The following is a 14,673-nucleotide window of genomic DNA, read 5'->3' on the forward strand; positions in this document are numbered from 1 at the left end:
GGTAGAACGGGGAGGCGGCCGGGGCACGCCAGTCGATGACGAGCGGCTCGTAGTCGTCGTCGCGCACCCCGAGCCGGCCGATGTAGCGCACCTCGCGGTCCTCAGGACGTGAGGTCTCCCCGTTGCCGGCCTGCCTGAGCATGCCGTGGTCGATGTCGAGCCGCCCGAAGACGAGACCCTCGAGCTCCGTGTCGAGCATGTTGCGCCGCCTGGCCGCGTGGAACATCAGCGCGTCCCGCTCGAAGAGACTGGCCCCCTCGGCGTCGCCCACCTCGACCGTCCGGCCGAACTGGCCGCGGGCCAACCCTTCAGCCTGGACGACGTCCGCGCGGCGGCCTGCCTTCTCGAGCTCGGCCATGACCCGGTCGACGTGGGTCTGCTCGACCGCAATCTGTGCCGCCACCAGGTCCGGCACGGCGGTCAGGCGGTCGGGAGGGGCAGCGGGTCGAGTCTGGGAGGACGAGGAGCTCACAGCCATCCAATGGTTCGGCGGTGCACCCGGGGCGGGCGCGGGAACCATCAAGTCTAGTGTCTTGGGATGGCGCAAGATGGCTGCATCCCACCAACCGGTGACCCGCTCGTCGGTCGCGTCGTGCGGCTCGATGTCATGCGTCCCGAGGACGTGGAGGGCCTCTTCGCGGTGTACTCGGACCCCGTCGCCTACACGCAGGGCTACGCCATGGCGCTCCCGCCCGCGACGCCGGCAGAGCTGCAGCCCCTGGTGAGGACCGCGACCGGCGCCAGGCAACCCGACGGCACCGGGCGCACCGCCTACACCATCCGCCTCGTCGAAGACTCGCCTCTCGGGGCGGCCGGCACCATCGTCGGCACGAGCTCGCTCGGTGACGTGGACACGCAGCGGGAGCACGTCCACCTCGGCTGGACGATGTACGGCTCCCGCTGGTGGGGCTCGGCGGTCAACCCGGAGTCGAAGTTCCTCCTCCTCGCCCATGCCTTCGAGACGTGCGGCTTCGGACGCGTGAAGCTGCAGACCGACGTCATCAACGCCCGGTCCCGCGCCGCCATCGTCAAGCTCGGTGCCACCTTCGAGGGCGTCACCCGGCGTGACATCCGTCGTGCCGACGGCACCTGGCGCGACTCGGCGGTCTACTCGATCATCATCGACGAGTGGCCGGCGATCCGGGCCGCCCTCCGGGCCCGCCTGTCCTGAGGTTCAGCGCAGTCCCGCGTGTGAGCTCCACAGGGCCCCGGCACGATCGGCCGCCTCCGCGACGAGGGCAGAGAGCTCCGGCTTGTCCGGCACCCTGAACGATACGTAGTTGCCGCGCCCGCCCGCGACCGGCCGCCCGTAGGCCTTCGCGGCGAGGTGACCGTCGGGCAGCAGCCGCACGTTGAGGGTGGTGAGGACAAACTCCTGGTCGCGCCGCGTGTCGGTCCAGCGCAGCTCCTCCGGGATGGTGACGTTGATCGCAAGCGCGCTGACCTCGACCGCTGTGTCCCCACTCATGAACGCATGCTTTCACCGGGCCGTCCCGACGAGCCAATAGGCTGGCCGCCGTGAAGGTCCTCGTCCTCGGTTCCGGCGCCCGTGAGCACGCACTCGTCAAGGCCATCGCAGCCGACCCCGAGGTCGATGCGGTCATCGCGGCGCCGGGCAACCCGGGCATCGACGCGACCGCGCTCTGCGTGCCCCTGGACATCCTCGACGGCGAGGCCGTCGCGTCCCTCGCACGCGAGCACGAGGTTGACCTCGTCGTCGTCGGACCGGAAGCGCCGCTCGTGGCGGGAGTTGCTGACGTATGCCGCTCAGCTGGCTTCCCGGTCTTCGGACCTTCCGCTGGTGCTGCGTTGCTCGAGGGCAGCAAGTCGTTTGCCAAGGAGATCATGGCCGCCGCGGAGGTGCCCACGGCCCTCGCGCACATCTGCACCACGATCGAGGAGGTTGGGTCCGCGCTCGACGCCTTCGGGCCACCGTACGTCGTCAAGGACGACGGCCTGGCGGCAGGCAAGGGTGTCGTCGTCACCGAGTCCCGGGAGGCGGCCCTGCAGCACGGCGAGCGGTCCCTCGCCAAGGCCGGCGGTCGGGTCGTCGTCGAGGAGTACCTCGACGGACCTGAGCTGTCGGTGTTCTGCATCTCCGATGGGACGCACGTCGTGGCGCTGGAGCCGGCCCAGGACTTCAAGCGCGTAGGTGACGGCGACCTGGGGCCGAACACCGGTGGCATGGGCGCCTACTCGCCGCTCGACTGGGCTCCACCCGGTCTGGCCGAGGACGTCGTCGCACGCGTGGCCCAGCCGACGATCGACGAGATGCACCGGCGCGGGACGCCTTTCGTCGGCGTGCTCTACGTCGGGCTGGCGCTGACCAAGCGGGGACCCAAGGTGATCGAGTTCAACGTCCGCTTCGGGGACCCGGACGGGCACGCGAGCTTCGTCCGGCTCGAGTCGCCGTTCGCGCAGCTGCTCTTCGCTGCTGCCACGGGCGAGCTCGAGGGCTTCGGTCGGCTGCGATGGGCGGACGACTACGCCGTCGTCGTCGTGATCGCCTCGGAGGGATACCCAGGAGCGCCACGGACGGGTGACCCGATCACCGGGCTTGACGCCGCAGGCGAGGTGCCCGGAGTGGTGGTGCTGCACGCCGGCACGAAGCGTGACGACTCCGGCGCGCTCATCTCGGCCGGAGGGCGCGTCCTCAACGTCGTGGCGGTGGGCAGTGACCTCGGGAAGGCAAGGTCAGCGGCATACGACGCCGTCTCGGTGGTGGAGCTCCCCGGCTCTCACCATCGCACTGACATCGCGCTCCGGGCGGAGCTGGGCGAGATCACGGTCTGACCGGCCGCTGACGCGGTGGGAGGATGTGCGGCGTGACGACGAGCGACGCGCCCTTGGACCTGCCCTTGGACCTGCCCGGCTACCAGCACGTCTACTCCGGCAAGGTCCGTGACCTCTACGCGCCGCTCGATGCCCAGGGCGACGTGGATCCGGACCGACTGCTCCTCGTCGCCTCCAACCGGCTGTCTGCCTACGACTGGATGGTGACGCCGGAGATCCCCGGCAAGGGGGAGGTGCTGACGAGGCTGTCACTGTGGTGGTTCGACCAGCTCTCCGACCTCGTCCCCAACCACGTCATCTCCAGGGACGTGCCGGCGGCCGTGGCCGGCAGGGGCGTGCTGGTCCGCAGGCTCACGATGCTCAAGGTCGAAGCCATCGCGAGGGCCTACCTCACCGGGGGTGGCCTCGAGGAGTACAACGCCAAGGGATCGGTCTCCGGGGTTGCGCTGCCGGAGGGCCTGGTCGACGGCTCACGCCTGCCGGATCCGGTCTTCACACCGACCACGAAAGCCCCGTTCGGAGAACATGACCTGCCCATGACGCTCGCGGAGGTCGAGGCCGAGCTCGGGGCCGAGGTGGCGGCGGAGGTCTCGCGTCTGACCCGAGCCATCCTCGTCCGGGGCAATGAGATTGCATCCCGGCGCGGAATCCTCATCGCCGACACCAAGGTCGAGTTCGGCCTCGCTCCAGACGGATCCGGTGGTTTGGTTCTCGCTGACGAGGTCCTGACGCCTGACTCGTCGCGATTCTGGCCGGCCGACCAGTGGGAGCCCGGTCACGCCCAGCCGTCCTACGACAAGCAGTTCGTCCGTGACTGGCTGACCTCGCCGGAGTCGGGCTGGGACCGCGGCAGTGGTGAGCCGCCCCCACCCCTGCCGGAGCACGTGGTCGAGCAGACCCGGGCCAAGTACATCGAGGCCTACGAGCGACTGACCGGCGAATCCTTCTGAGCGAGTGGCCTGCACCCAAAGGCAGATCCCTCTTCAGGCTGGCTCCGCCACATCGCCGGGGCGCCCGGGGAAGTGCAGGCGCCATTCGTCAGCGAGTCGCGGCACAGCCATTCCCTTGGCTCGCATGGCGGCGGTGATGCGCTGAAGCGTCTTCCCCGGAGTGTTGTAGATGTCCTTCGACCTGATGATGACGATGCGCCAGTCCTCGCCATCCATCCATTCACGCCGGTCGATGTCGCCATCCCACTGCCGATCGGAATCGGCGTGCTGCCGACCGTCGTACTCCACGACGAGCAGGAACGTCGGATAGCTGAGGTCGAACCGGTATCGCAACGAGCCGTCGGGCCACCGCACCTTGTGGTTGATCGTGGGTTCCGGCAGGCCCGCCAGGAGCATGAGCATGCGGACACGGGACTCCATCGGAGAGTCGACGTCACGCCGAACGAGGCTCGCTGCGCGACGCAGCAGGCGCCTGCCCCCACCCCGAAAGGTCTTGACCGCAGCGACGAGCTCTTCGGGCGTGACGAGTGCGGCCTTGACGAGCGAGTCGCCGAGCACGACCAGGTCGACGAGTGGGAGCTCGCTGCCAAGGTCGAGAAAGGTCTGGACCGGCGTCGTGACCCGCATCCCATTGACGCGGTTGCACTGCTGCCCGCCCACCTTCACACGATGCGCTCTGATACCGAGAACTCGAGGTCGGTTGCCGTCGACGGAGACGTGGACCTGGCCGTCATCCGGGACGACGGCACCCCAGATACGCGCCGCGGTGTGATGCGACGCAGCAGCCTCATCGCCACAGAGCAGTAGGGCACCGGCGGCCCTGACCCGCTCGGTGACCGGGATCCCGCGGTCGAGGTACACGCCCCGGAACAGCCTGCGGAATCGGCGGCGGCGTCTCAGATCCCAGTGAGTGACGCCGGGTGGCAGGTCCAGCTTGCGCGTCACCTTTCCAGTCGCCTCATCGCGAACCGTGGTGACGGTGACGCGGAACGGGCCGCTGGGCGGTTGAGGCGGTGCCGGTTTGCGGGGCGGCGGCGCTGGAGATGGCATGCGCCGATCATGGCCATCGGGCGGCTGACCCGGTCGGCGCCATCCACAGGCTCCGGCAATTCAGCCCGGGCGCACTTGTCCGTGAGGTTCCGGCCGGATCGAGTCGACAGGTGGGCCGCGGCGCACTTGTCAGCGGCATCCTCGCGGTCACACGATGCGTGACAGCCCCGGCACCTTTGTCAGCAGGATGCCGAGGGCGAAGGAGATGGCCACGCCGAGCGTCGACACCGTCACGTAGGCAGCTTCGGGCGGCCAGTGGAGCAGGCGGACACCCAGGACAAGGGCGACCAGCACGCCCTGGTGCACGAGGAACGCGCCGAACGCCGCCCGACCCAGCACCACACCCCGCTCACCCAGCCGGTCGACGCGTCGCCGGAAGACGTCCATCAGCCAGAGCGGCACCGTCACGAGGATGACTCCCTCGACGGCGGACAGCACACCTGACTGCCATGTGCCGTGCCCGAGGAAGAGGGCCAGGTCCATTCCGGCCACGCCGGCCACACCGAGGAGGGCGACGCTGGTGGCCATGCCGAGCCAGGCAATCCACCTGATGCGTCGGCCGAGGACGCCCTCGAGCGGCAGCCAGCCCCGTTCCGCCGCGAGCACGCCCAGGGCGAAGCCGAGCACCCACCCGGGTGCCTGCGCCACCGCGAGTCGCCAGACTTCCTCGCCGAGCGGAGCCTGGGTCCGGATGAGGAAGACGGACACAGCGAGCGGCACCGCCAGGACGAGCAGGTGAGTCAGGCGGAGCGGCCGTGGCAGGCGCTCAGGAGCAGGGCGCCACGCGCGGAGGCACGCAAAGGCGGCTGAGAACACGAACAGGACCCCGAGGAACCACGTCGGTCCCGGAGCCGGCGGCCACCAGACCTCCGGGACGAACGCCCAGAATCCTCGAGTCCAGTAGGCGTTGTCGGGGTCGACGTATTCGATCGGCGGGCTGAGGAGCACCACGAACGCCAGCATGGGCAGGAGGAGTCGCTTGGCCCGGTCGACGAGGAAGCGCCGGGTGTCCTTCCTCGCCAGGGACCGGGGCGTGAAGTATCCCGCCACCATGAAGAACAGGGGCATCCCGAACAGGGCGCCCAGCGCGGTGAGCATGGTGAGGAGGGTGAGGAGCGGCTCCCGGACGGTCGGTTCCCGGAAGACCCAGTTGCCGACGCCGGTCCAGGCCATCGTCGTGTGGGCCACGATGACGCCCGTGACGAGTAAGACCTTGAGGTTGTCGGCCCATGCCGCACGCGGTCGGGCCGCCGCGTCAGGTCGTCGACCACTCTGCGGAACCGCCTGTGGGAGCACGTTCACGAGGCCACCTCCCCTTCAAGCGCAGGGCGAGGCACTCTCCTCGGCTAGGGGCAAAAGTCCCATGCCGTATGCCGCTGGGCTGGCCGCCGCTCAGCGGTGCCGTCAGCCACAGACGCAGTCACCGACCGGCACCGACGCGCCGGGTGTCGCCGACAACTGCGCCGGTGGGCAGTTGTCGGTGGGGTGGCCGGCCCGATCGCGGCCACAAGTGCGCCGGTGGGCAGTTGTGGTCGGAGGGTGGGTGGAGGCTAGCTCGCGGTGCTGTCGGCGAGGAGCCGGCGCAGCGACCGCGCATCGCCCAGACCGACTTCCGTGGCCACTGCCGCCTGGCTCCAGCCCGAGGCGAGCAGGACCCGGGCCTGCTCGATCCGCAGGGCGGTTTGGTAGCGGTGTGGCGTGACCCCGGTCGACGCGACAAAGGCTCGGGTCAGGGTCCGCTCGCTCACCGCGAGGCGTCGCGCCAGGTCCGCGAGGCTCAACTGGGCGCCGAACTCGGCATCGAGCACGTCCTGTGCACGGTGCACCAGGTCGCTCATGTGGTCCCGGTGCTGCAGCATGACGCTCTGCTGCGGCGCCGTCCCGTTGCGGCGCATGGGCACGACGAGCCCGCGAGCCACCCGGGCAGCGAGGGCGGGCCCGTGATCCCGGGCGATGAGGTGCAGGGCAAGGTCGATCCCGCTCGAGATCCCGGCAGACGTGTGCACGAGACCATCCGAGACGTAGAGCACATCGGGCACCACCGTCACGGTGGGGTGCCAGCGCGCGAGGCTCGCCTGCAGGGCGTGGTGGGTCGTGGCGCGTCGGCCGTCGAGCACGCCGACGGCCGCGAGGGCGAACGCCCCGGCGCAGACACTCGCGACCTCACCGCCACCCCGATGGTGCTCGCCCACGGCCTCACCCAAGTGCCTCGCGAGCTTGCTCCGGACCGGGCGCCCCTCGTCGCTGCCATCACCACGCTGGCCGACGAACCAGCCCGGCACGACGACGAGGTCCCGCTCCGTCAGGAGCGGCCACTCGGTCCCTGCAGTGACGCCGAGACCCTGCCGCGACCGGGTCGTCTCCGCATCCCCGACGAAGACGAGGTCGTACCCCGCGCCGAGCTCGGCCGCCATGGAGAACGCCTGGGCCGGCCCGGCGACGTCGAGCAGGTGCACGTCGGTCGGCAACGCGAACACGACCCTGCGAGGACCCGGCACCACGTCAGGATGCCAGCACCTCGGCGACGGTGACGACCGATGCGAAACGGCCCTGCAGTGCAGCCGCAGTCCGCTCGATGACCTGATCCGCCGGGATCACCCGTGACCCATCGGCAGTCCGCAGCGGATGCGTGGCCGTCGCATCGACGACGAACCGCACGTCATGGCCGAGGTCGCTCGCGAGCCGGGCCGTCGTCTCGACGCACTGCTCCGTCCGGATCCCGGCGACGTCGACGCCACCGACACCCCACTGGGTGAGCAGCTGCCCGAGATTCGTCGTGGTGAAGGCGTTGTGGCTCGTCTTGTGCAGCACCGGCTCCCCGTCCGCGGGCTCGAGGCCGGGCAGGAGCCGGACGTGCCCGCTCGCCGGGTCAAAGGGAGTGTCGCTGCCGGGCTCGGAGTGCAGGACCCAGACGACCTTGTGGCCCGCGGCCCGGGCATGCTCGACGAGCGGCACGATGCGTTCGGCGATGTCGGGCGCGGAGACCTGCGCCCAGCTGGGCAGCTCGCGGAAGGACTGCTGGACGTCGATGACGACGAGTGCTCGGTTCATGACTCCAAGTCTCGCCGCCGATCCGCCTGCGTACGAGGCCACTGCCGGTCACCCAGCGGACGGATCCGGTCACGAGCGCGCGGAAGCAAGCTCAGCGGCATACGGCACCCTGCCCGGAGGGCCAGAGAACGTGTGCGAGCCTAAGCGCATGACCCAGCCGGCCACACCCTCCCACGAGTTCGAGCGCCTCAAGGTGCGACAGAAGCTCACGTTCATGGTCAATCGCTACGAGGTGATCCGCACCGACGAGGCCGGCACCGACCTCGGCCTGCTGTGCTTCGCCGAGCAGAAGCGGATGGCGATGAAGGAGCAGGTCACCTTCTTCACGGACGCGGCCAAGACGCATCCGCTCTTCGGCTTCAAGGCACGCAAGGTCATCGACCTCGGGTCCGGCTACGACATCGTCGATGGCGTGGGTCAGCCGATCGGCTGGTTCCGCAAGGACTTCACCGCCTCGCTCGGGAGGTCGACCTGGCACCTGGGTACAGCGGACGGCTTCGAGTCCGTCGGGCAGGAGCGCAACGCCAAGGTCGCGGTGCTGCGCCGCGTCTGGGACATCATCCCGGTCGCGGGTGACCTGCCGATCCCGTGGCTGTTCCATTTCGACTTCCGCGCGAGTGACGGAGCGATCGTCATGAGCTCGACGAAGAGGGTCGGCATCAAGGACACGTACTTCATCGACCTGCCCGCCCAGGCGAACGGCTGGCGGCTCGACTGGCGAGTGGCCGCGGCGATGGGCGTCGCCCTGGACGCCCTCCAGTCCCGCTGACTCGCAACGGGCCGAAACCAATTCGATGCACTTCGTCCCACTGGGCGTCGAACTCTCGTAAGGTCTCGCCGAGAACATGCACGTCGGAAGAAGACCCGTGTAGTTCCGAATCACCAAGACCAGGAGAGAGTCTCACATGACGCATCGCATGAGCCGCGTCGTCGCTGTCGGGGCAGCGGCGCTGCTGGGGGGCACGGCGTTCGCCGTCGGCCCCGCCCAGGCGAAGAACGACAACGACAAGCCCAACCCGAGCGCGAACCTGTCGGTTCAGCTGCTGTCGTTCAACGACTACCACGGCCACCTCGAAGCCAAGAACAACGAGACCGGCCCCCTGGACGGCAAGGATGTCGGTGGTGCCGAGTTCCTCTCCGCCAAGCTGACCGAGCTGCGCGCCGGCCACCCGAACACCCTGACCGTCGCCGCGGGTGACCTCATCGGCGGGTCGACCTTCCTGTCCGGCATGTTCCACGACGAGCCGGCGGTCGAGACCCTCAACGCGATGGGCCTCGACGTGTCGAGCGTCGGCAACCACGAGTTCGACGAGGGCACGACGGAGCTGCTGCGCATGCAGAACGGCGGCTGTCACCCCACCGATGGCTGCTACTTCCCGGACGCGCCCTACTCCGGCGCCGACTTCCAGTGGCTGGCCGCCAACGTCGTCCGCAAGGACAACGGGCGGACGCTCCTGCCGGCCACGTCCGTCAAGAAGGTGAACGGCGTCGACATCGGCTTCATCGGTATGACGCTCGAGGCCACCCCGACACTGGTCAGCCCGGCAGGGGTCTCGTCGGTGGAGTTCAAGGACGAGGTCGAGACGGCCAACGCGCAGGCCGAGCTCCTCCGTGAGCGCGGCGTGGAGGCGATCGTCGTGCTCCTGCACGAGGGTGGCTACCAGGCGACGCCGTTCGGCATCAACACGTGCAACGGCATCTCGGCGCCCATCGCGCAGATCGCCGCGCAGCTCGACCCGGCGATCGACGCCGTCGTCACCGGCCACACCCACCAGCCGTACATCTGTCAGCTGCCCGACCCGTCGGGTGCCAACCGGCTCGTGACGAGCGCCGCCGACTACGGCCGCGTCGTCACCGAGACCGAGCTCGTCATCAACCGCCGCACCAAGGACGTCGTCCGGGACCAGAGCACGGCGACCAACCACCTCGTCGAGCGCGCCGCATTGACAGCCGACGCGCAGCAGACCGCGATTCTCGACAAGTGGCGCGCGCTGTCCGGCCCGATCGCGGGCGAGGTCGTCGGCACGGTGGCCGAAGACATCCTCGGTGACTCCTCTGGCAACCGCGGCATTGAGACGCCGATGGGCGACCTCGTCGCCGACGCCATCCTCTGGGGCACCCAGGAGACCGACTCCCAGATCGCCTTCATGAACGTCGGCGGCGTCCGTGGCTCGTTCCGCTACGACGCCATCACCAACGGTGAGCAGCCGGGCGAGATCACCTACGAGGAGGCCTACCTCGTCGCTCCCTTCGGCAACGTCCTCGTGACGCTCGACCTCACCGGGGCGCAGATCCAGACGATCCTCGAGCAGCAGTACCAGCCGGTGGCTGCGCGTGGCTCGCGCCCGATGCTCGCGCTCGGCGTCTCCGAGGGCTTCACCTACGAGTGGGATGCCTCGCAGCCGCAGGGCAGCCGGGTCGTTCGCGGCTCGATGGCCCTGGATGGGGTGCCGATCGACCTCAACCAGACCTACCGCGTCGCGACGCTGAACTTCCTCGCGGACGGCGGTGACCTGTTCACCGGCTTCAGCGCGGGGACAAACCGCATCGGCGGGCCGGAGGACCTGGCCAACCTGGTCGAGTTCATGAAGACGCACCCGGGACTCACGGCTCCGGACAGCCGCATCGCTGGCCTGTAAGCACGCTGCACGACCGCCTCGTGAGGGCCGCTCCCAGCCGGGAGTGGCCCTCACGCTGTCGCACGAAGCAAGGGCATCGCTGCGCGACGGGTAATCTTGACGCGGCACTCCGCCTTGCCAGCCCGCCTCGCACCACCGGGAGACCGCACGCCATGGCCTCGTCGCACGACCTCGTGCTGACCACCGTCCCGGGCGGTAGCGCCCTCTCTCCGTTCCGCGCCGCGGCGCTCCTCGCGCGCCTCCAGGTAGCCGTGCCGTCGGTGACCGGGCTCTCGGCCCGGTACGTCCACCAGGTTGCGAGCCACGGGCCGTTGGACGGCGCGACGAAGGAGACGGTGACGCGCCTGCTCACCTACGGTCCGGGGGCCGGGCCCGAGCCCGCGGGCGATCACCTGACGAGCGTCGTCGTCTCGCCCCGGCTCGGGACGCTCTCGCCGTGGGCGTCCAAGGCGACCGACATCGCGCACAACTGCGGCGTCGACGTGCGTCGGGTAGAGCGGGTCACCGAGTACCGCCTCGCATCGTCATCGCGGCTCTCCGAGTCGGACTGGGCCGCGGCGGCTGACCTGCTCCACGACCGGATGACCGAGTCGGCCCTGCCCTCCGTCGAGGCCGCCAGTGCTCTGCTCGACGAGCGCCACCCGGACCCGATGGAGCACATCGACGTCCTCGGCCGCGGCCGCGTCGCCATCGAGGAGGCCGACAAGAACTACGGCCTCGCCCTCGCTGTGGACGAGATCGACTATCTCGTCGAGGCGTTCACCGCGCTGCGGCGCAACCCGACGGACGTCGAGCTGATGATGTTCGCCCAGGCGAACTCCGAGCACTGCCGCCACAAGATCTTCAACGCCGACTTCGTCGTCGACGGCGAGCCGAAGGCGCGGTCCCTCTTCGGGATGATCCGGCACACCGAGGAGGTCGCCGGCCAGGGCACCGTCGTCGCCTACAAGGACAACGCGTCGGTCATGGCCGGTGGGCAGGTCACGCGCTGGCTGCCCGAGGGGACTGGTGACGGCCCCAGCCGCTACGCCGCGCGGCCCGGCGAGGTCCACGTCCTCATGAAGGTCGAGACCCACAACCACCCGACCGCGATCAGTCCCTTCCCGGGTGCCGCGACCGGGGCTGGTGGCGAGATCCGCGACGAGGGGGCGACGGGCCGCGGCAGCCAGCCGAAGGCGGGCCTGACTGGATTCGCCGTGTCGAACCTCCACCTGCCCGGCACCGACGAGCCGTGGGAGCAGGAGGTCTACGGGGCCCCGGACCACATCGCGAGCCCGCTCGAGATCATGGTCGAGGGGCCGATCGGTGCGGCCGCCTTCAACAACGAGTTCGGTCGGCCGGGGCTCGGAGGCTTCTTCCGCGTCTACGAGCAGACCGTCGACGGGGTGCGCCGCGGCTACCACAAGCCGATCATGAGCGCGGGCGGCCTCGGCTCGATCAGCGCTGACCAGACCGAGAAGATCCTCTTCCCGGCCGGCACCCTGCTCGTCCAGCTCGGTGGTCCGGGGATGCGGATCGGCATGGGTGGGGGCGCGGCGTCCTCGATGGCCGCGGGGGCCAACGTGGCCGAGCTCGACTTCGACTCCGTTCAGCGGGGCAACCCCGAGATCGAGCGCCGCGCGCAGGAGGTCATCAACCACTGCTGGAGCCTCGGGGCGGACAACCCGGTCCTCGCGATCCACGATGTCGGTGCCGGCGGCCTCTCCAACGCGTTCCCCGAGCTCGTCGACGGCGCCGGTCTCGGCGCGCGCTTCGACCTGTCCGCGGTGCCGCTCGAGGAGTCCGGCCTCGCACCCAAGGAGGCTTGGTGCAACGAGAGCCAGGAGCGCTATGTCCTGGCCATCGCGCCGGAGTCGCTGGAGCGGTTCGCGGCGCTCGCCGACCGTGAGCGGTGTCCCTATGCCGTCGTCGGGGTGGCCCGTGACGACGCCCAACTCGTGCTCGCCCCCTCGTCGGAGGACCGGCCGGGCGACGACCGACCGATCGACATGCCGATGGACGTGCTGCTCGGCAAGCCGCCGCGGATGACGCGGGACGTCACCCGGCTGTCGCGAGTTGGGGACGAGCTCGACGTCGATGCGCTGGGACTGCGCTCAGCGGCATACGACATCGTGCGACACCCGACGGTCGCGTCAAAGCGGTTCCTCGTGACGATCGCCGACCGCACCGTTGGTGGCCTCACCCACAGGGACCAGATGGTCGGCCCCTGGCAGGTCCCCGTCGCGGACGTCGCGGTGACGCTGTCCGACCACGTCGGGTTCGCGGGTCAGGCGATGGCCAGTGGGGAGCGCATGCCGCTCGCCTCGGTGCACGCGCCGGCCTCCGGGCGGATGGCCGTCGGCGAGGCCCTGACGAACCTCCTTGCCGCGCCGGTGAGTTCGCTCAGCGCCGTGAAGCTGTCGTGCAACTGGATGGCGGCCTGCGGCGAGCCCGGCGAGGATGCGGCGCTCTATGACACCGTCCACGCCGTCGCGATGGAGCTGTGCCCTGCCCTCGGGATCTCCGTGCCTGTCGGCAAGGACTCGCTGTCGATGCGGACCCGCTGGACCGACCCGGCGAGCGGTGAGGACAAGCAGGTCACGTCGCCGGTGTCGCTCGTCGTGTCGGCCTTCGCGTCGCTGCTCGACGTGCGTGGCACATGGACGCCGCAGCTGCGTCCTGACTCCGTGCTCGTCCTCGTCGATCTCGGCGCCGGGCGCGACCGGCTCGGCGGGTCGATGCTGGCCCAGGTGTCGGGTGCGTTCGGCGGCGAGGTGCCCGACCTCGACGATCCTGGTCGGCTCGTGTCGCTCACCTCTGCCCTGGCCGAGCTGCGTGGTCGCGGGATCGACGTGGCCTACCACGACCGCTCGGACGGTGGCCTGTGGGCAGCGGCTTGTGAGATGGGCTTTGCCGGTGCGATGGGTGTCGATCTCGACGTTCCCTCTGTCGCAGGCCTGTTCACCGAGGAGCTCGGTGTCGTGCTGGGTGTGGACGAGGGTGAGCTCGAGGCTGTCCGGGACATCTTCACGGGGCACGGCCTGGGTGAGCTCGTGTCCGTCGTCGGCCGCACGAATGCCGAGCGACGCATCCGCGTGACGGTCGGTGGCGAGGCTGCGCTCGACGAGTCCGTGCGGGACCTCGCGCAAGCCTGGGACGAGGTGTCGTGGCGGATCGCGGCACTGCGGGACAACCCGGCCTGCGCCGACGAGGAGCACGCTGCGTTCGGCGCGGATGACGATCCTGGCCTGGTCATCGCACCGACCTTCGACCCGACCCACGACGTCGCAGGGCCCTATGTGGCGCGCGGGGCTCGGCCCAAGGTCGCCATCCTGCGCGAGCAGGGGGTCAACAGCCATGTCGAGACGGCGTTCGCCTTCGACCGGGCCGGCTTCGACACGTTCGACGTCCACATGACCGATCTGCAGGCCGGGCGCTTCGACCTGGCCGATGTGGTCGGGCTCGTGGCCTGCGGTGGCTTCTCCTACGGCGACACGCTGGGGGCGGGGGAGGGGTGGGCCCGCTCGGTGCTCTTCAACGAGCGGCTGACCGAGCAGTTCCGGGCCTTCTTCCACCGGGAGGACACCTTCGGGCTGGGCATCTGCAACGGCTGCCAGATGTTCGCGGCGCTGGGCGAGCTGATCCCCGGCGCCGAGGCGTGGCCGCGCTTCACCCGCAACCGCTCGGAGCAGTACGAGGCCCGCCTCACGCTCGTCGAGGTGCTCGAGTCGCCCTCGATCTTCATGACCGGGATGGCCGGCAGCCGAGTGCCGATCGCGGTCGCCCACGGGGAGGGCTTTGCCAACTTCTCGGCTCGCGGCGACTCCGCGGCGGTGCAGCGGGCCATGCGTTTTGTCGACCACCAGGGCGCCCCGGCGGTCACGTATCCGCACAACCCCAACGGGTCGCCCGACGGGCTCACGGCCGTGACGACCCCGGACGGCCGGTTCACCGCGATGATGCCCCACCCGGAGCGCGTCTCCCGGAACGTCCAGCTGTCGTGGACCGCCGGGCGGATCGAGGACGAGAGCCCGTGGCTGCGGATGTTCCGCAACGCGCGGGTCTGGGTGGACTCAGTCGGAGTGTGAAAGATCGCTCCCCTCCCCGGGGGAGCAACCTTTCACGATCAAGCCGTATGCCGCTGGGCTCGCTTCCCGAGGCAGCCTCCCTTGGTCGCGTGTCGACTCTGGCGGCCAGCGCTGGCCGATGTC

Annotated in this window: 11 protein-coding genes and 1 pseudogene; 6 read left to right on the forward strand and 6 right to left on the reverse strand. The window is 69.9% G+C overall.

What is annotated here, in order from left to right; all coding sequences use genetic code 11:
- A pseudogene (locus VIR15_RS07615) lies at window positions 1–478 on the reverse strand (helicase); the annotation flags it as partial.
- A gap of 60 nt (window positions 479–538) precedes the next feature.
- Between VIR15_RS07615 and VIR15_RS07620 the strand changes: the two are divergent.
- Entirely contained in the window at window positions 539–1,171 is a 633-nt protein-coding gene (locus VIR15_RS07620) for a GNAT family N-acetyltransferase (RefSeq protein ID WP_331926872.1), read from the forward strand.
- Between the two features lie 3 nt (window positions 1,172–1,174).
- Here VIR15_RS07620 and VIR15_RS07625 read toward each other — a convergent pair whose 3' ends face one another.
- Complete coding sequence (locus tag VIR15_RS07625; protein WP_331926873.1) at window positions 1,175–1,468, reverse strand: hypothetical protein; 294 nt, start codon at window positions 1,466–1,468, stop codon at window positions 1,175–1,177.
- 50 nt (window positions 1,469–1,518) lie between these two features.
- Here VIR15_RS07625 and purD point away from each other — a divergent pair, with 50 nt between their 5' ends.
- Both purD and VIR15_RS07635 read left to right on the forward strand, forming a co-directional pair.
- Complete coding sequence (purD, locus tag VIR15_RS07630) at window positions 1,519–2,793, forward strand: phosphoribosylamine--glycine ligase (RefSeq protein ID WP_331926874.1); 1,275 nt, start codon at window positions 1,519–1,521, stop codon at window positions 2,791–2,793.
- A gap of 23 nt (window positions 2,794–2,816) precedes the next feature.
- On the forward strand, window positions 2,817–3,743 hold the full coding sequence (locus VIR15_RS07635) for a phosphoribosylaminoimidazolesuccinocarboxamide synthase (RefSeq protein ID WP_331926875.1): 927 nt from the start codon (window positions 2,817–2,819) through the stop codon (window positions 3,741–3,743).
- A 33-nt stretch (window positions 3,744–3,776) separates the two neighbouring features.
- Here the strand turns inward: VIR15_RS07635 and VIR15_RS07640 are convergent, their stop codons facing one another.
- From VIR15_RS07640 to VIR15_RS07655, 4 genes are all read right to left on the reverse strand, one after another.
- Window positions 3,777–4,688 carry a DUF559 domain-containing protein gene (locus tag VIR15_RS07640; protein WP_331926876.1) on the reverse strand — a complete coding sequence of 304 codons (912 nt, stop codon included), beginning with the start codon at window positions 4,686–4,688 and terminating at the stop codon, window positions 3,777–3,779.
- A 252-nt stretch (window positions 4,689–4,940) separates the two neighbouring features.
- Window positions 4,941–6,095 carry an acyltransferase family protein gene (locus VIR15_RS07645; protein ID WP_331926877.1) on the reverse strand — a complete coding sequence of 385 codons (1,155 nt, stop codon included), beginning with the start codon at window positions 6,093–6,095 and terminating at the stop codon, window positions 4,941–4,943.
- A 248-nt stretch (window positions 6,096–6,343) separates the two neighbouring features.
- Entirely contained in the window at window positions 6,344–7,291 is a 948-nt protein-coding gene (locus VIR15_RS07650; RefSeq protein ID WP_331926878.1) for a GlxA family transcriptional regulator, read from the reverse strand.
- Between the two features lie 4 nt (window positions 7,292–7,295).
- A complete protein-coding gene (locus tag VIR15_RS07655) occupies window positions 7,296–7,844 on the reverse strand; it encodes a cysteine hydrolase family protein (RefSeq protein WP_331926879.1) in 549 nt (182 codons plus the stop codon).
- Window positions 7,845–7,992: 148 nt separating this feature from the next.
- Between VIR15_RS07655 and VIR15_RS07660 the strand changes: the two genes are divergently transcribed.
- The 3 genes from VIR15_RS07660 (at window position 7,993) to purL (ending at window position 14,550) form a co-directional block, all read left to right on the forward strand.
- Window positions 7,993–8,613, forward strand: a complete 621-nt coding sequence (locus VIR15_RS07660; protein WP_331926880.1) for an LURP-one-related family protein — start codon at window positions 7,993–7,995, stop codon at window positions 8,611–8,613.
- A 136-nt stretch (window positions 8,614–8,749) separates the two neighbouring features.
- A complete protein-coding gene (locus tag VIR15_RS07665; protein ID WP_331926881.1) occupies window positions 8,750–10,483 on the forward strand; it encodes a bifunctional metallophosphatase/5'-nucleotidase in 1,734 nt (577 codons plus the stop codon).
- A 152-nt stretch (window positions 10,484–10,635) separates the two neighbouring features.
- A complete protein-coding gene (gene purL / locus VIR15_RS07670) occupies window positions 10,636–14,550 on the forward strand; it encodes a phosphoribosylformylglycinamidine synthase (protein ID WP_331926882.1) in 3,915 nt (1,304 codons plus the stop codon).
- Window positions 14,551–14,673: the final 123 nt, after the last annotated feature.

It is taken from the genome of Intrasporangium sp. (assembly GCF_036566125.1).
Lineage (GTDB): Bacteria > Actinomycetota > Actinomycetes > Actinomycetales > Dermatophilaceae > Intrasporangium.